Below are 16,329 nucleotides of genomic sequence, written 5' to 3'. Positions count from 1 at the left end.
GCTGAAGTTTAGGTCTTTATTGCTGCAAAAACGTGCAAATCGTGACCTTTGCACAACTTATGGGCTTTATTGTTAACGATATGTGATCTCCGCTGTAATTTCTTCTCCTCCCGCAAGGCGGCATAACGCGGCGCTCTATACTCAAACATGTCACAGTCTCGTCAATGGGTTAACCATTCTGGCAACGTTTTTGCTTAATCTTCTTCGCGCGACGCTGCGCAGGGAAACCTCGCCGTATATGCAGGATGCCGTCTGTATCTTGTTCGTTTAGTGCATTTTGTTCTTGCTCGTGTTTCGGATTGGCTGCGCCGTCGGGCGTTCGGGTTTACGCCGTGGTGCAAAAACCTCTTTGCTAAGGAACATAATAATGTCGCTGAAATTTATCAGAACTCCGCTTTCTCTCGTGTTGGCCGGTTGCCTGGTGACGGCGTTTTCCGCCAGGGCAGATATCGTGATTGGCGTGGCCGGGCCGTTCACGGGTCCTAATGCCACCTATGGCGATCAGTACTGGCACGGCGCAACGCAGGCCGCTGAAGACATTAACGCCGCCGGCGGCATTAACGGCGAGAAGATCAAACTGGTTCAGGGGGATGACGCCTGCGAGCCTAAGCAGGCGGTGGCGGTGGCCAACCGCTTAGTCGACCAGGATAAAGTCAACGCCGTGGTCGGTCATTTCTGCTCCTCTTCCACCATGCCCGCCTCCGAGGTTTACAGCGATGCGGGGATCATCGCTATTACCCCCGGTTCAACCAACCCCCTGATTACCGAACGCGGCATGAGCGACATGTTCCGCATGTGCGGCCGCGATGACCAGCAGGGCCAGGTGGCCAGCGACTTCATCATCGACAAGCTGAAAGCCAAACGGGTGGTGATTATTCACGATAAAGACACCTATGGTCAGGGCCTGGCTGACGCCACCAAAGCGGCGCTGGCGAAACGCGGGGTTCAGGATGTGATGTACGAGGGGTTATCCCGCGGTGAAAAAGACTTTAACGCGCTGGTCACTAAGATCGGCGCGCAAAAACCAGACGTCGTGTTCTTCGGTGGCTGTCATCCGGAAGCCGGCCCGCTGGTTCGCCAGATGCGTGAGCAGGGCGTGCAGGCGAAATTCTTCTCCGGGGACTGTATCGTCAACGAAGAGATGGTGACCGCGGCGGGCGGCCCGCAATATACCAATGGCATTTACATGACCTTCGGTAAAGATCCGCGCCTGATCCCGGACGGCAAAGCGGTAATCGAGAAATTCCGCGCCGGTAAATTCGAGCCGGAAGGTTACACCCTCTACTCCTACGCCTCGGTACAGGCGATTGCAGCGGCCTTCAAGGCCACCGGCGGCAAGGACTCTGCCAAAGCCAGCGAGTGGCTGAAGGCCAATTCCGTCGACACGGTGATGGGCAAAAAAGCCTGGGACAGCAAAGGCGATCTGAAAGTCTCTGACTACGTGGTTTACCAGTGGGACGACAAAGGAAAATATAAGGAAGTGGAGTAACGGGACGGAGTCACGCTCAACGTCGATGGGCTCGCCCGTCGGCGCGTAATAAACATCAGGCTGCGCGGCTCGCGCAGCCTATAAAACGAGCGCGCTAAGATGAGTACATTCTTCCTGCAACAGTTAATCAATGGCTTAACGCTGGGTTCCGTCTACGGCCTGATCGCCATCGGCTACACCATGGTGTACGGCATTATCGGCATGATTAATTTCGCCCACGGCGAAGTGTATATGATTTCCGCCTATCTCTGCGCCATTGGCCTGGCGCTGCTCTCATTCTTCGGCCTGCAGTCCTTCCCGCTGCTGATCCTCGGCACGCTGGTGTTCACCATTGTGGTCACCGGGGTGTACGGCTGGACCATCGAGCGTATCGCCTATAAGCCGCTGCGCAACTCCACGCGCCTGGCACCGCTGATCTCCGCCATCGGGATATCGCTTATCCTGCAAAACTACGCGCAGCTGAGCCAGGGCCCGCGCCAGCAGGGGGTACCGACCATGCTGGACGGCGTGATTCGCCTGCATCTGGGCGAAGGGTTCGTGCAGATAACCTACACCAAAGTGTTTATTCTGGTGGCCTCGTTTGCCGGCATGCTGGTGCTCACCTGGATAATCAACCGTACCCGGCTGGGGCGGATGTGCCGTGCGGTGCAGCAGGATCGCAAAATGGCCTCCATTCTGGGGATTAACACCGACCGGATTATTTCGCTGGTCTTCGTCATCGGCGCGGCGATGGCGGGCCTGGCGGGGGTGCTGATCACCATGAATTACGGCACCTTTGATTTCTACGTCGGGTTCGTGATCGGCATTAAAGCTTTCACGGCGGCGGTACTGGGCGGCATAGGTTCCCTCCCCGGCGCCATGCTCGGCGGCCTTATCCTGGGCGTGGCGGAAGCGCAGTTCTCGGGCATGGTGAACTCGGACTATAAAGACGTCTTCTCGTTTGGCCTGCTGGTGATGATCCTGATTTTCCGCCCTCAGGGGCTGCTCGGGCGCCCGATTGTGGCCAAAGTGTGAGGGAGACAATGATGACGTCACACGGTTTTTCACTTAAACGCTGCATTCTGGACGCGATTTTCTCCGGGCTGATTGCGCTGATTATCTTCGGCCCCATTGCAGGTGTGGTGCTGGACGGGTATAGCTTTACCTTCGCCGGGCAGCGCCTGGCCTGGATGGTCGGTATCGTCATGGCGGGGCGTTTTCTGCTGAGCGCTTTTTTAGGTACCGCTGCCGGTGCTCGTTTCCAGGCGCGCTTCGAGGCCGATAGCGCGGGCGTATATGTCCGCCCCCCGGAATATAAAAGCCGCATGCGCTGGATTATTCCCCTGGTGATTACCCTTGCGATTTGCTTTCCGTTTGTCGCCACCAAGTATGTTCTGACCGTCGCCATCCTCGGGCTGATCTACGTGCTTCTCGGTCTGGGGCTGAACATCGTCGTGGGCCTGGCCGGTCTGCTGGATCTGGGGTATGTCGCGTTCTATGCGATTGGTGCGTACGGCCTGGCGCTGGGATACCAGTATCTCGGCCTGGGCTTCTGGAGCATGCTGCCGCTCGCGGCAATCATGGCCGCTGCCGCAGGTGCCCTGCTCGGCTTCCCGGTACTGCGCATGCACGGTGACTATCTGGCCATCGTCACCCTCGGCTTCGGGGAGATTATTCGCCTGATACTGAACAACTGGCTGACCTTCACCGGCGGCCCCAACGGCGTGTCGGCCCCTCCCCCCACCTTTTTCGGTCTTGAGTTTGGGCGACGCGCAAAAGAAGGCGGCGTGCCCTTCCACGAGTTTTTCCACCTGACCTACAACCCGAACATGAAGTTTATCTTTATCTACGCGGTGCTGTTTCTGGTGGTGATGTTGGTGCTTTACATCAAGCACCGCCTGACGCGCATGCCGATTGGTCGGGCGTGGGAAGCCCTTCGCGAAGACGAAATTGCCTGCCGCTCAATGGGGTTAAATCATGTTCTGGTTAAGCTTTCCGCCTTTACGCTGGGCGCGTCCACCGCAGGCATTGCCGGGGTGTTCTTCGCCACCTATCAGGGGTTCGTGAATCCGACCTCCTTTACCTTCTTTGAATCGGCATTGATCCTCGCCATTGTGGTGCTGGGCGGGATGGGCTCGACGCTGGGCGTGGTGCTGGCCGCCTTTGTGCTCACGGTAACGCCGGAACTGCTGCGCAGCTTTGCCGAGTACCGCGTCCTGCTGTTTGGCATGCTGATGGTGGTGATGATGATCTGGCGTCCACGCGGTTTGATCCGCATAAACCGCAGCGGGTTTGCCGTGCGTAAGGGCGTCGCACCATGAACGAAACGATATTACGCGTTGAGCATCTGATGATGCATTTTGGCGGGATTAAGGCGCTAAACGACGTCAACCTGGACGTGCAGCGCGGCTCCATTACCGCCCTGATTGGCCCCAACGGGGCGGGAAAAACAACCGTGTTTAACTGCCTGACGGGCTTCTACAGAGCCTCCGGCGGCAACATTTTGTTTAACACCCGCCATAAAACGACCAACGTGATTCAGGTCCTCGGGCAAAAATTCCAGCCGGGCGACTGGATTAACCCCGCGCAGCTCGGACAGCGTCTTTTCTACAAAATGTTCGGCGGAACCCACCTGGTCAACCGTGCCGGGCTGGCGCGCACGTTTCAAAATATCCGTCTTTTTCGCGAGATGTCGGTCGTGGAAAACCTGCTGGTCGCGCAGCATATGCGCGTTAACCGTAATCTGCTCGCCGGGATCTTAAATACGCCGGCATACCGGCGGGCGGAAAGCGACGCCCTGGACAGAGCCTTCTACTGGCTGGAAGTGGTGGATCTGGTGGAGTGCGCCAATCGCCTGGCGGGAGAGATGTCATACGGCCAGCAGCGGCGACTGGAAATCGCGCGGGCAATGTGTACCGGGCCGGAAATGATCTGTCTGGATGAACCCGCCGCCGGGCTTAATCCGGTTGAAACGCACAAGCTGAGCGGCATTATTCGCTTTCTGCGGGATCATCACGACATCACGGTATTGCTGATTGAGCATGATATGGGGATGGTGATGGACATTTCGGACGACATTATCGTGCTCGACCACGGCGATGTGATTGCCAGGGGGAAACCCGAGCAGATCCAGCATGATGAAAAGGTCATTGCAGCCTACCTGGGCACGGATGAAAGCGAGGTCTCCCTATGAGCGAACCGCTGCTGGCTTTTCGCGAGGTGGATGTATTTTACGGCGTCATTCAGGCGCTGAAGCAGGTCTCTCTTGAGGTGAATAAGGGGGAAACCGTGGCGCTGATTGGCGCAAACGGTGCGGGTAAATCGACATTGCTGATGTCCATCTTCGGCCAGCCCCGTATCCGCAGCGGGCAGATCCTGTTCTGTGGTGAAGATATCAGCCATCAATCCACCCACTATGTTGCGTCCGGCGGCATTGCGCAGGCACCGGAAGGCAGACGTATCTTCCCCGATATGACCGTGGAAGAGAACCTGCTGATGGGCACCATTCCCATCGGCAATCAGTTTGCGGCTGAAGATATGCAAACCATGTTCGACCTTTTCCCTCGCCTTAAGGAGCGACGTAAACAGCGCGCGATGACCATGTCCGGCGGAGAACAGCAGATGCTGGCGATCGCCAGGGCGCTGATGAGCCGTCCGAAGCTGCTGCTGCTGGATGAGCCCAGCCTGGGCTTAGCCCCGATTGTGGTGAAGCAGATCTTCCAGACGCTGCGCGAGCTGGCCCGCAGCGGTATGACCATTTTTCTGGTGGAGCAGAATGCGCACCATGCGTTGAAGCTCTCTGACCGCGGGTATGTGATGGTGAACGGACAGATCCGGCTGAGCGGCAGCGGTGAGGAATTGATGGGGAATCAGGAAGTGAGAAAGGCGTATTTGGGCGGGGTGTGATGTGACACCTGCCGAATGGGCTTATGCCGTGATGGATCATTTCGGCACATACGGGATAGATGAACTGGAGGATACGTTAGTCGATATCGCCTTATTATTTGGATTGCTTCCGGCAATTCTTACAGGTTTGTTAGTAAGAAAAATAGTAAAAAGAATGTGATTTATGAGCCTTCAGGCTTAGCCTCAAAGGTTTTTTTGATTCAGAAACGCAAAACCCCTAATCGTTGGATACCCAACTTTCGGGGTTCACTTCATTTCGGTAGTTTCACGATAACGTCGTTAAATAAAACTGTCGTCGTCATTGCTGTAGTCGTCATCTACATCGTCGTTCTGCCAGATGTCGTTATTACTGCCGAACGGATCGTTCTGGTTGAGGAAACGGGTGTCAGAGACGTTATTAACGTCGCCGTATTGATTACCGACAAACGGTCCACCACCGACGGGCATTGTCGGTTCTTCGATGATGTTCACGATCTCTTCCGGCCGCGACTGATGGAACATGCTGGTAAGCATCTCGGCAAGCGCGATGCCACCGGCCACGCCAGCGGCTGTCTGGAGCGCGCCAGCCATAAAACCGCCGCCGCGAGTAGCTGGCGCTGGCGCCCGAGAGTAATCCTGCGCCGGTGGCTGTTGCGGCTGGGCATTCCAGCTGTTGTCAGGCTGCGGGTTACTTTTCCCGCCACCAAACAGGCCGCCGAGGAAACTGCCGCCCGTCGAGGGTTTGCTTTTTTGCGCGGCTAATTCGCTTTCAAGCTCCTGAACCCGGGCCTGCAGGCGTTTCAGCGCCGCTTCCTGAATCAAAATCGACTGCGCCATATAGTAGGGGGCCGCAGGCTGCTGTCTGACAAATTCAGCGATCTGACGCTCTGCATCTGCATCCCGTTGGCTGTTTTGTTGTCCGGCCTGTTTAAGACGCTCGAAAAGTCCGTTGATAAGCTGCTGTTCTTCATATTGCATGACAATAACCTTCCGCTCTCCAGGGTGGATACCAACCAGTTTATCAGCGGCGGCAACCTGTGTCTGGCGAGTGAAATGTTTGTTTAAGATTGGTTGCAGGTTAGCTGACAATCGCCCTGCTTTCCGGGCTTGATATTAGAGAGTTAGGCTTAACGTTCTGGTATGGCAGCAAATATCCGGGCACAGCACAATCGTGATGACGATGAGATACGCTCACTTCGCGCTAAACTGGAGGCACAAAAAAACCACCTTTCGGTGGTTTCATGACACTGCTTATTGCTTTGATTATTCTTTGTTTCCCATGGTAGCCGGAGTGGGACTTGAACCCACACAGCGCGAACGCCGAGGGATTTTAAATTCTATTTATAATCAATGAGTTATATAGCGATGCATTGCGAAACTTTGCTGCAATTGTTTATTTATTTTTTGTAATTGGCAGTAAATAGATAGACTTGGATAACGTTGAGCACAGAAAAAGCACAGGAGAACAGTTTCCTGCCTGAGAATCTTTTAAAGAATGATGATGTGAAGCGCCATGGGGCTACCAGCGTTGCAAGGTGATGTGTAATCTAAGTCTTCCACTAAGAAAAAGTTCGGTTTATTCAACAAAGCCCCGCTGCGAGCAATCCATAACACATACGCGGGGCTTCGATCATGAACTCAGTGGACAATTTAACTACTCATATGATCTTCCATTTTTCCATGTGCGGAGAAATAGATTTTACTGCGCACATACTCCCAGCATTCAGGCTTCTTCGCCCACTCCGATATCATCCTTCCATTCGCGGATTCAATCAGAAGACTATTCACCCGATGTGCTAAGCTGACAAGCCGGTTGCCCATCGTTTCCTCAATGCCCTGTTGATTCCAAATCTCTGCCAGGTCCGTTTCGTTACCATAAAGATATGAATAGGCGGCAACAGTATAGGCGGCGATATTCGCCTTAAATGCGGGGAAAAGTGAATTAATCAACTTATAGGCTTTCTTATAAATAATGGCCTGAGCGATATAATTTTTAAAAGTTTCAATATTCAGTTCATCCCCATAACGCTCAGTATCCTTGTCAATCATCGTCATTAATGCGGCAAAGTTTTTCTGTCCGCCGAGGCTGACTAAATCCGGACGCTGGAGCCAGGCACAGTGATATTTTGCGAAATCCGTTTTCGTTATCCGACGAGATGGAGGAATGGCGTCTTTTAACCGTTTAATTCCCGCTGGTGTTTTACCTTCTCGTTCCAGCATAACCTTATAACTGCCGTTTGCTCGCTCGTAAAACCAACGACTGTATCCGTCCGGGCAATACACCGTGTTTGCCATTTTTTCCAGCTGTACATGTACCGGTCGATTGGCTGACAGATCGGAAATATTGACTTTATTCTGGCTATTCGAGAAGCGCGAAATATCCGCAATTAACATCTCTTCTTGTGCATTATTCGTCTGTTTCAGCACAATGACTTTTGCGGGTACACGCACGTTACGCAGATTGGTTGCCGGGAATTTCTTTTTGGTGAAAAACATGGAAGCCGTCGTCTGCCCACCGTTGACGATCTGCATCCCCTGCATCCACGCAATACCAGGGCCACCTCCCGGTGCTTCACCAAGCCTGACCTGATCGGCAACAATAACAATGCCGTTGTTATAAGCCATAAAACGCTCAGGCTGCTCACGTAAAGTGTCACGAATCCCTTTGTTGACTTTCCCCGTCTGGCTCAGAAATGAGCGAACGTTCGCTTCCAGAATCCGGTTGCCATATTTTTCATAGATAAATCGCAGCGTCTCGCCCGGAACCACCGTCAGCGCATAATCATATTCACCCATTTCATCCGGGATCCAGACACAGGGAAGTGCGCCCCCCGCCACCTCATCAAAATTAATCTGCAGTTCGTCGCGTGGCTTACCTTCCTGCCAGTGGTTAAACAGGCGGACAATGTCCATAACCTCTAATTTAATGGTTTTACCGGCAACGTCACGGGACTGATACCAGCGGGTTTTCACCTGACCATCGGTCAGAACATAAATTCTGATTTGCTCCAGTTCCGTATAGGACTGTTCGATGGTCGTCACCAGTTGCCAGGCATCATTGGACTGATCGAGCGTGGATGATAATTTACCGTCAACGCACTTCTGCAAAAATTGAATGCAGTGACCGGCAATCGCTTTTGTCTCTGCATCCGGGACGTGGCAAAGCTCGTCGCTACCGTGATAAATGCTGACAAAAAGGTCAAGTTGATCACCATCTTCTGAGAAGGCATAACCGCTGAGACGCACATTGTGTCCACTGACTTTCGCCATAAAGTGACACGTCTCGGCATCATCGAATGTCATACCGATATCGGCCATATGACGCATAACAATATCGGTAAAAATCAGCTCCGGAAAAGGCGACTCAACCCCTGGCTGAGCCATTTGGTCCTGATATTCCTTGCGAATCTCATTCTGGGTTTGACGTAAAAAATCAATAAGTTCCATGCGGTAATCCTGCAAAGTGTGACAAGCAATGGTTAAAATCTTGGGCCTGAGGAATAAGTGTCTGGAGTTCGAGTTGATAGCACGCACTCACCACCGGCAACGGGACATTTGCATGCGTCAAAGAGGGGAAATCCGCTTCAATGGGGAGTGCGAACGCCTCTGTCAGCAAGAAATGACGTGTATAGAATTCAGCATGTTCAGTGAAATATCCGACGTGACAAAGCGATCCCTCAAAAAGACAAGCCGCCGTAGCGTTCCCCTCAAGCCGTTGACGAAGACGGCTAATGATGTCATTCAGGGTTGCACCGGTGGGATGCTCGCTGAAGCGCAAACCACACAATACAAGCGATCCTGCCCGCAGCCAGTCTAGTTGTTCAAGAGAGTGGATAGTTACGCAAAAGCCCTGCGCTGCAGTGGTGCTTTTTATCTCAATGGCGCGTTCATCAAGTGCAAAATCCTGTAGCCCATGCTGCGGTCCTATCCATGCTTCGACTGCCGTTGACGAAGCAAGACCGCTCTCGATCAACCGCTCCAGACACGTCAATTCCCCGATTAACCCAACTTCTTCTTCTTGACTAAGTGGACGGGTATCGCGCTCCATAAACGCCTGCCATAAACGAATCCGACGAAGCAGAGTTTCAAACAGGCGCGGTCTCGAAACGTTCAGGAGCGAATGGAGAATATCCAGAATCATCGTCGTAAAGACATCCACATTCCCTGTTTGCTGGCGACGGAGCATCAAACCGTTCTGCCACCCCTCCTCTGTTCCGGCCATCTCAACGCGGAATCCTTTACAAGATGGCAGCGCCGCCGACCCAGGCGAAAGAGGATGAGGAAACACGGCAATCAGCATTTCTTCATTATCAGGCTGACGACGCCCGGCATGAAAGCTACAGCCCTGGTGCGTAAAAAGCCGAATCCCACGCCAGCCCTGAGCGCCAGGCAGTTCGTCTATCTGAGATCGATCTAAGGCTTTCCAGGCCGCCAGCAGATCGTCTTTACTCAGCCGCACCATACTCTTGCTCCCATAGTACGTTGTTCACTTTGTACTCCACCGTTACTCCACTGCGGCTTCCTGGAAAACTGATGCCAAAAGCCACCACAGGTAAGGCATCGTCATGATATTCCGCTGCCGACAATGCCTGCTGCGGGTCCAGTAAGTAAATGAGCAATAAACCTTTTTGACGCTGTGCTGGAATGTCGTTAATGCCAAATCCTTTAATCCGACGCAGTACCACGCCACCTGGAACGACGGGCTCCTCTCGCCCTTCATTGCGTCCGGGATCGGCATGAAAAATACGCTGCGTTTCTTCCAGCGCAGCAAGCCAAGTTGATTCATCACAGTCAATCCCTTCATCGCGTGGGGAAAGTAAACGGCCAATGGAATAACGGTCAGTGATCCCTTCAGACGCTTTACGCATCATAAGCGGTACGGAAAAGCCGCAAACATCGTGATGACGATCGATGCCACCTCCTATCACCGCCACCGTCCATTGGGTGAGTTCATCAACACGATTCATCCGCATAACAAAATCCGCCAGTAGTTTGCTGTTAGCTTTTCTGGCCTGAGCATGGGTCTCATATTCCGTTAAGAAATCGATGATCGGCTCAGGGGAGATATTTTGCCAAATGACCCCATTCCATTTTTCAATCTTATCTCCGCGTCGTCTCTCAGGTATCGGCGCGCCAGCACCGACGCGCCCGGTCAGACGCTGGAAAGCCACGTAGTTACGCTTGTGATACTCCTGTTCTTTAAACAACGAAATCGTTTCGACCACCGTGCCGCTGAAAGAGAGCCATAGTGAACGCGCGCTACGCATTTTTAAGGGCGAGGTCACCATTAACACAGGGTGTGATTTCACTTTTAGCCCGAAATCGCGTGGGGTGCCGCCGCTGGCGACCATATTGTCAAACTCTTCCCGCAGCTCTTCTGACGCATCCGCAATGTGCTCAAACCATTCAATCAGCTCATCGGTGGTATAAAGCCGGCATACATCCAGATATCCCTGGCGATAACCAAACCAACGCCCCATCTGCATTAACGTGTCATACATGCGGGAGGCGCGTAAAAAATAACTAGTGCATAATCCCTCAAGCGTTAGCCCTCGAGCCAGTTTGTCTCCGCCAATCGCAATGACTTTTAAGCCTGTCGCACTGTCCGAATAATCAAGCGCATCCTTCGCCGTTCCGTTTATCATTCGTACCGACACGTTTTCTATCACGGTGTACAGCTTGTCGACGATCTCCTGCCATTCGAAGGCGTCGTCCGGAACCTGCTGCGGCATAACGTCGCGGATCGCCTGATTCGTCGGCAAAAAATCGGCCTGCCAGAGTGACTCAAGCTGATATAAAAAAGGTTCGTGTCCAATCCTTCGCGTCAGTCGCTGCCTCGCGTCCTGAATGTAGGCATCAATATTTTCATAAACAACCGATTGCACCTTATTGAAGCGAGTCACATGGACCAGCATCGAACTGTGTTTTTCTCCCTGACCACGTAATTCTCTGACACAGCATGCTAATAAAAAACTGTCGATGGCGTGTTTTAACGAGTCCGGGAAATGAGTTAGCGTATCCAGTGTGGGATAGTGCGAACTCTTATGAGAAACCGGCATCCACCCCCTTTTTCCGTCATCGCTACAGTGATCACTCACTCGCCTAATCAAAGGCAACTCTCCGGTCCGGCCTTCCGCGGTGGCCCGCCCAAATACCCTTGCAGGGCCGATGTAGTTAGAGGGTGCGCCGAGATTAATGATAAAGGCGGAAGGGAACAAATCCGGACCTTCGTCACGTGTTTCATTGCTCTCGTGAATAAAAATATTGGCAAAGGGCGTAGCGGTATATCCGACATACGCCTTACGGCTAAACTGCATCAACAGCTTACGAATCAGACTATTTATTGCCGTTGGCTGATGTTCAGCATCCGGTTTTCCATCGTCATCGTAGACAATTTCCCCCGTATCAACTGAGGCGTTATCCGCTTCATCATCAATCATCAGCAGCGGTAATTCCGAAACAAAACGCTTTCCGGTGATTGGGTCAACGCTGGTGGCAACATGGTTCTCAATCCAAGTATGCAGGCGCTTCAAAATAGACTTATTTTTCTTTACTACGAACAGCCAGGGCCGTTGCTCGGGGCTGATCCCCAGATTCTTAGCCACTCCGGCGCTGAAGTCGCCCTTTTCAGATCGGTTAGTGACGTAATTGGGACGAATGACAGGATCGCTATCAATATCGCCCACCCCAATAATGGTCACTTTTTCTCTGAGTGGGCTCGTCTCGTAACCAAGAAATCCTTCATCAAGACGCATTTGGGTCTGAGAGCGGAGGTTGTTATGCAAACCAGCGAGCACAATGATTATCTTATATCCCGCATCCGCGGCTTTACAGATTAGACCGGTATAGTGGCTGGTCTTCCCCGACTGAACATGGCCGACCACCAGCCCACGTCGGTCCCAACGCCCTTCCCGCCCCGGTTGCTCAAGTAATCCCAGAACACGATCCGTTGAACGGTCAAGGGTATCCAGGACTCCCCAAGGCATCGTTTTGCCAAGCCACTGGCGATATCGATGCCAGTAGCGCCACTCGCGTTTCGCATCAGCGGTCAGCCAGGGTTGATGCCCTTCGTCATTACTCAGAGAAGAATCTTCTCCCATCCAGATGCTGTAACGGCGGATCAACTCTTCGACCAGGATCTCCCGACTATCAAGGCGGCTCCACTCAGGTTTCATCTGACAAACCATATCAATATGTTGGCGCAAAATACCGGGCGTGATCGTGCTTTTATCCTGACTTTGCAGGAACGTTTGCACAATCTGCAATACACTCAGTTGCGTGTCATCCAAGGGATTAAGACTCATAGCGATTTCTCATGTTGATCGTCGGGGAGTTGTGCAATTAATTCGGGATAATTATCGAAGGGTTCCATATTTTGCAGGTGCTGTTTCGCCAGCGCCGGTGACATCGCCTGCTGTCCAACCATAGTCTGGTACATGACCTGCAATACGGACAACACCTCTGCGGGCGGTGCAGTTTCAAAACCTGTCCGCGGCGTCTCTTTTGTCTCAGCCGTATCAAGCCAGATTTGCTGAACTGGAACGGTTTCCTCAATCAGTCTTAGCATGGCCTGAATTTGTGGAGATAACTCACCGGCCTGCGAAAGGACATTGCTGATAACAGGATGTTGTAACGAAATCTGATAACGAACACCGGATGGCGTCTTCTGCGCTTGCCAGAGCTGAACAAGTTCCTCGCCGGGCTTGCGCTTATTCATTTTCCCGCGTTTTGCAAATGTCCGTACCGCACGGTCACGCGTTGATTGCGCCAGTTGGGTTAACCAAGGCCGCAGCGATACCGGTGGGCGGGCCATCGACTTACGAATATCAATCTTCCAGTCTATGTCGGCATCATTAGGGATATCCAGACGGATTCGCGCAAGGCGGTGGGTTTCATCTTTCGTCCAGGCCCGGGGACTTCCGAGTCCAAGCCAGTTGCCCGCCACCAGCAATCGCTCATTCCGGTATACATAAAATCCTTGCTGGGCCGTCCAGCCTGCCGGTCCTTGAGCCTGTTGATACTCCTGCGTCGTCAGGTGATCCTGATGCGGCAGAACATGACACTCCACCTTCACGGCAGGAGCGCCTGGCGCCATTGCCGAAGGCGAATGCCAGGGCTTGGAAGGATGCCCGCTGAGAAAGGGATCCCAGGCTTTAATTTTGCGACCATTGAGGGTTAGAGTGAGTCGGGGAGCGTTCCCCTCAAGGAATCGGTGAAATACCATCGCCAGATGTTGTTCAACGCCATCCATTAGATTGAGGAAATCTTTCTCACCGTAGCCGGGGGTGACAATTCGGTCTAAAACGTCCCACAGCACCACCGTACCGTGGGAGTCAGGTTCCGCATTTGCTAACGCCTCCTGACTTCCTGGGTCAGCGCCTTCAAGCAAATACCAACCGTCGTCCGTACTGGCGGCGAGAATGTCCAGATCCCACCGCAGGATGGTCGTTATCCCCTCTTTTTTGGAGGCGACCGTCAGACGGCGACATTGCGAAAAGGAGGCGGTTTTGAGTCCCAGACCGAAGCGGCCCAGATCGTGTCCTGAACGCTTTGTCAGCGGGTTTTTGACCCCCAGCCGCATCGCAACATCCAGTTCAGCGGCCGACATGCCGCAACCATTATCCCGAACCACGATATAGCTATCCGACTCACGCCAGTGAAAGGTCAGATCGACCTTACGGGCACCGGCACTAATGCTGTTGTCGATGATGTCAGCCAGTGCGGTGGCGGTGTTGTAACCGAGCCCTCGCAGCGCTTCGATCATAATGGCTGCATTCGGTGGCGCATGGCGCATGGCCGTCATTCTTCTTCTTCCTGCATCTCGCTCAACGCGGTTTCCCACTGTTCGACGAAGCCGCCTAATTTCGACGCCCGGCTGTGATAGCGGAGCTTACGGAGCGCTTTGGCTTCTATCTGACGTATCCTTTCTCGCGTGACATCAAACTGTTTACCCACCTCTTCCAGCGTGAAATCTTGCGTCATACCGATGCCAAAACGCATTTTTATGATCTGTGTTTCGCGTGGCAACAGCGTATTCAGAACAGATGAAATATGTTCTCTTATCTCCAGAGACTGAACGGGAGCACTGGTGAAATCCCATCTGGTCAGCAGCGCGTCTCCCGACAATGCTGCTTCGCGGTCCTGAGCGTCGTCATGAAAATCACCAATCAGCACCGTCTGTTCTTCATATTTAGCCATCTGAAGAAGTTGACGCTCTGGCAGGTCGGTCATTTCCTGCAACCGTCTGAGGGTTGGCGTTATCCCCTGGAGATGCAGCAACTGATCCCTACTGCTCCGCCAGCGCCTGAATTGCTCATAGAAGTGAACGGGTAAACGAATGAGCCGAGCCTGATCGGCAATCGCACGGGTAATCTTCTGGCGGATCCACCAAGAGGCATAGGTGGAGAATTTGAATCCACGCCTATAGTCGAATTTTTCAACGGCCTTGATCAAGCCCAGATTACCTTCCTGTATCAGGTCCTCGATATCTAATCCTCGCCCGCAGTGTTTTTTCGCAATCGCGACCACAAGACGTAAATTGGCGTGGATTAACCCCTCCCATGCGTCTCTGTAACTACTGACATACAGACTGACTTTGTGGCATTCATCAGGGATGAGCGTTTGGGCGCGCTCGACTATCTGCTGCAGGTCACGGTACTCCGGGCGAGGGATGTGAGTCTCCTGGTATTCTTCAGCTTTCCCACTTCTCAGCAGAATGAGCAGATCGTTAAAGGTGATGGCGTCATCGTCATCGGCTGCGGAAGAGATATCCTCATCCGCTTCTTCCGCGTCGTCTTCCTCTTCAGTAACCTCAGGCGATGTCGAGGGAAGGCAATTCGGATGCAGCAACTGTAGATATTCTGCTTCAGGTAATCTCACCAGGATCGTCATCAAGTTGATAAGCGCCGTATCCATGCGCTGCCCGAGTCGCTCTTCCTTTGTTTTATCGACGACATCCCATTGGCGAATGTCCAAAAGATAGCGTTCAAATATGCCGGACTGCCGCAATGCACCGAAAGCGTCAAACCATGGCTCGAGATCATCACTCGCCGCTAATTCCCAACAGGCATCACTTTCCGGGAAAGCATCATCGCTATCCACAATCAAAGGTAAGTCCTTGATCAATGCCTCTACGCTGACCTGGAATTCAGGCCACGGCATGCCGAAATCATCTTCCCCGGCAGACCTGATGTCACGAACAGAGACACGACCGGCATCCAGTGCGCTAGTGAGCAACGTTGAGAAATGGGGATAATTTTGCGGAGAGAGAGAAACTGGCGTCGGCGGGTCTGGAAGCGAGAGTTCGATATCGATCCACTCAGCCGCGTTATCTATAGGGCGATAGTGGGATAACAATCGCTGAGCCTCAGCGGAAGCGTGTCGTAATGTCAGATTATCATCGGCGGGTTCCGATTCGATTTCAGCATCCCACTGCATAAAATCCATTGCGTCTTCGGTTTCGGGTAGTTCTGTTTCAACATCGGCTTCAATTACAACCTCAATGTTTGCCTCATCATCTAACCCCCCTGCTAGTTGCTGCCCGGCAGACGGAGGAGATTTCCGATAACGAGCTAACAGATCACGCAGCGTTTGCTCCTGCGCGAGGTCACTGGCGCGAAACCCGAGGTTGTTTTGATGCTCAACATCGACACCCGCGCACAACAACATTTCGCAAATAGCGAAATGCCCATTCTGGGCCGCAATCATCAATGGGCTATTTCCCAGAGAATCTCGTGAATCTTTCGGCAATCCCCTGCTGAGATGAAACTCCACCACGGAGGCGACTCCGCTTTTTAGCGCACGAATAAGTAGAGGGGGGATGCGATAAAACTCAGAAACAGAGCGATGCATGCTGACAGCCTTTCCTTGTAAACCACACCCGCGGAAATGCAATCTATCTTATATGGAGAAAATCGAATTTGGTACTGTATATATAAGCAACATATCATTTTTGGTGATCTTCATCGCCAATTGGG

At 52.8% G+C, this 16,329-nt stretch carries 12 protein-coding genes and 1 pseudogene; 7 read left to right on the top strand and 6 right to left on the bottom strand.

All coding sequences use genetic code 11. The features are described 5' to 3' along the window. Positions 1 to 367: 367 nt before the first annotated feature. The 6 genes from AA74_RS0109510 (at position 368) to AA74_RS1000000123400 (ending at position 5,534) form a co-directional block, all read left to right on the top strand. Entirely contained in the window at positions 368 to 1,489 is a 1,122-nt protein-coding gene (locus AA74_RS0109510; RefSeq protein ID WP_008500398.1) for a branched-chain amino acid ABC transporter substrate-binding protein, read from the top strand. 99 nt (positions 1,490 to 1,588) lie between these two features. Continuing rightward, positions 1,589 to 2,503 (top strand): branched-chain amino acid ABC transporter permease, encoded by a 915-nt coding sequence (locus AA74_RS0109505; protein ID WP_008500397.1) that lies wholly within the window; start codon positions 1,589 to 1,591, stop codon positions 2,501 to 2,503. A gap of 11 nt (positions 2,504 to 2,514) precedes the next feature. Next, positions 2,515 to 3,789 (top strand): high-affinity branched-chain amino acid ABC transporter permease LivM, encoded by a 1,275-nt coding sequence (livM, locus tag AA74_RS0109500; protein WP_025912272.1) that lies wholly within the window; start codon positions 2,515 to 2,517, stop codon positions 3,787 to 3,789. Then, complete coding sequence (locus AA74_RS0109495) at positions 3,786 to 4,661, top strand: ATP-binding cassette domain-containing protein (RefSeq protein ID WP_025912271.1); 876 nt, start codon at positions 3,786 to 3,788, stop codon at positions 4,659 to 4,661. Before livM ends, AA74_RS0109495 begins: the two co-directional genes overlap by 4 nt. Further along, positions 4,658 to 5,374: an ABC transporter ATP-binding protein gene (locus AA74_RS0109490; protein WP_025912270.1), complete on the top strand. Its 717-nt coding sequence runs from the start codon at positions 4,658 to 4,660 to the stop codon at positions 5,372 to 5,374. The genes AA74_RS0109495 and AA74_RS0109490 overlap by 4 nt, the downstream gene beginning before the upstream one ends. Before the next feature lies 1 nt (position 5,375). Then, positions 5,376 to 5,534, top strand: a complete 159-nt coding sequence (locus tag AA74_RS1000000123400; protein ID WP_155267965.1) for a hypothetical protein — start codon at positions 5,376 to 5,378, stop codon at positions 5,532 to 5,534. A 119-nt stretch (positions 5,535 to 5,653) separates the two neighbouring features. Here the strand turns inward: AA74_RS1000000123400 and AA74_RS0109485 are convergent, their stop codons facing one another. Beyond that, complete coding sequence (locus AA74_RS0109485) at positions 5,654 to 6,331, bottom strand: DUF2076 domain-containing protein (RefSeq protein ID WP_025912269.1); 678 nt, start codon at positions 6,329 to 6,331, stop codon at positions 5,654 to 5,656. 151 nt (positions 6,332 to 6,482) lie between these two features. On the opposite strand from AA74_RS0109485, the pseudogene AA74_RS1000000123675 reads away from it, so the two are divergent. Beyond that, a pseudogene (locus tag AA74_RS1000000123675) lies at positions 6,483 to 6,707 on the top strand (hypothetical protein); the annotation flags it as partial. Between the two features lie 296 nt (positions 6,708 to 7,003). Here AA74_RS1000000123675 and mzaE read toward each other — a convergent pair. Genes mzaE through AA74_RS0109460 form a run of 5 tightly spaced genes read right to left on the bottom strand, consistent with a single transcriptional unit; the run spans position 7,004 to position 16,204 of the window. Next, entirely contained in the window at positions 7,004 to 8,800 is a 1,797-nt protein-coding gene (mzaE, locus tag AA74_RS0109480) for an MZA anti-phage system associated AIPR family protein MzaE (protein WP_025912268.1), read from the bottom strand. Further along, positions 8,787 to 9,815, bottom strand: coding sequence for an MZA anti-phage system associated PD-(D/E)XK motif protein MzaD (mzaD, locus tag AA74_RS0109475; protein WP_025912267.1), 1,029 nt, complete (start codon positions 9,813 to 9,815; stop codon positions 8,787 to 8,789). The genes mzaE and mzaD overlap by 14 nt, the downstream gene beginning before the upstream one ends. Beyond that, positions 9,799 to 12,657 carry an MZA anti-phage system associated Z1 domain-containing protein MzaC gene (mzaC, locus tag AA74_RS0109470; RefSeq protein ID WP_025912266.1) on the bottom strand — a complete coding sequence of 953 codons (2,859 nt, stop codon included), beginning with the start codon at positions 12,655 to 12,657 and terminating at the stop codon, positions 9,799 to 9,801. Before mzaC ends, mzaD begins: the two co-directional genes overlap by 17 nt. Then, positions 12,654 to 14,156: an MZA anti-phage system associated ATPase MzaB gene (mzaB, locus tag AA74_RS01000000122130; RefSeq protein ID WP_032667403.1), complete on the bottom strand. Its 1,503-nt coding sequence runs from the start codon at positions 14,154 to 14,156 to the stop codon at positions 12,654 to 12,656. The genes mzaC and mzaB overlap by 4 nt, the downstream gene beginning before the upstream one ends. Beyond that, positions 14,153 to 16,204, bottom strand: coding sequence for a sigma-70 family RNA polymerase sigma factor (locus AA74_RS0109460; protein WP_025912264.1), 2,052 nt, complete (start codon positions 16,202 to 16,204; stop codon positions 14,153 to 14,155). Before AA74_RS0109460 ends, mzaB begins: the two co-directional genes overlap by 4 nt. Between the last annotated feature and the right edge of the window lie 125 nt (positions 16,205 to 16,329).

The sequence above is a fragment of the Enterobacter sp. 5-4 genome, assembly GCF_000612205.1.
In the GTDB taxonomy this organism is placed as follows: Bacteria; Pseudomonadota; Gammaproteobacteria; order Enterobacterales; family Enterobacteriaceae; genus Enterobacter; species Enterobacter roggenkampii.
This window is presented reverse-complemented; position numbering and strand designations above follow the sequence as displayed.

Bases quoted from the DNA above. Each gene is read 5' to 3' on its own strand.
- AA74_RS0109460 (WP_025912264.1), bottom strand. From the start codon at position 16,204: ATGCATCGCTCTGTTTCTGAGTTTTATCGCATCCCCCCTCTACTTATT.
- mzaC (WP_025912266.1), bottom strand. From the start codon at position 12,657: ATGAGTCTTAATCCCTTGGATGACACGCAACTGAGTGTATTGCAGATT.
- AA74_RS0109490 (WP_025912270.1), top strand. From the start codon at position 4,658: ATGAGCGAACCGCTGCTGGCTTTTCGCGAGGTGGATGTATTTTACGGC.
- mzaD (WP_025912267.1), bottom strand. From the start codon at position 9,815: ATGGTGCGGCTGAGTAAAGACGATCTGCTGGCGGCCTGGAAAGCCTTA.
- mzaE (WP_025912268.1), bottom strand. From the start codon at position 8,800: ATGGAACTTATTGATTTTTTACGTCAAACCCAGAATGAGATTCGCAAG.
- AA74_RS0109485 (WP_025912269.1), bottom strand. From the start codon at position 6,331: ATGCAATATGAAGAACAGCAGCTTATCAACGGACTTTTCGAGCGTCTT.
- AA74_RS0109505 (WP_008500397.1), top strand. From the start codon at position 1,589: ATGAGTACATTCTTCCTGCAACAGTTAATCAATGGCTTAACGCTGGGT.
- livM (WP_025912272.1), top strand. From the start codon at position 2,515: ATGACGTCACACGGTTTTTCACTTAAACGCTGCATTCTGGACGCGATT.
- AA74_RS0109495 (WP_025912271.1), top strand. From the start codon at position 3,786: ATGAACGAAACGATATTACGCGTTGAGCATCTGATGATGCATTTTGGC.
- AA74_RS0109510 (WP_008500398.1), top strand. From the start codon at position 368: ATGTCGCTGAAATTTATCAGAACTCCGCTTTCTCTCGTGTTGGCCGGT.
- mzaB (WP_032667403.1), bottom strand. From the start codon at position 14,156: ATGACGGCCATGCGCCATGCGCCACCGAATGCAGCCATTATGATCGAA.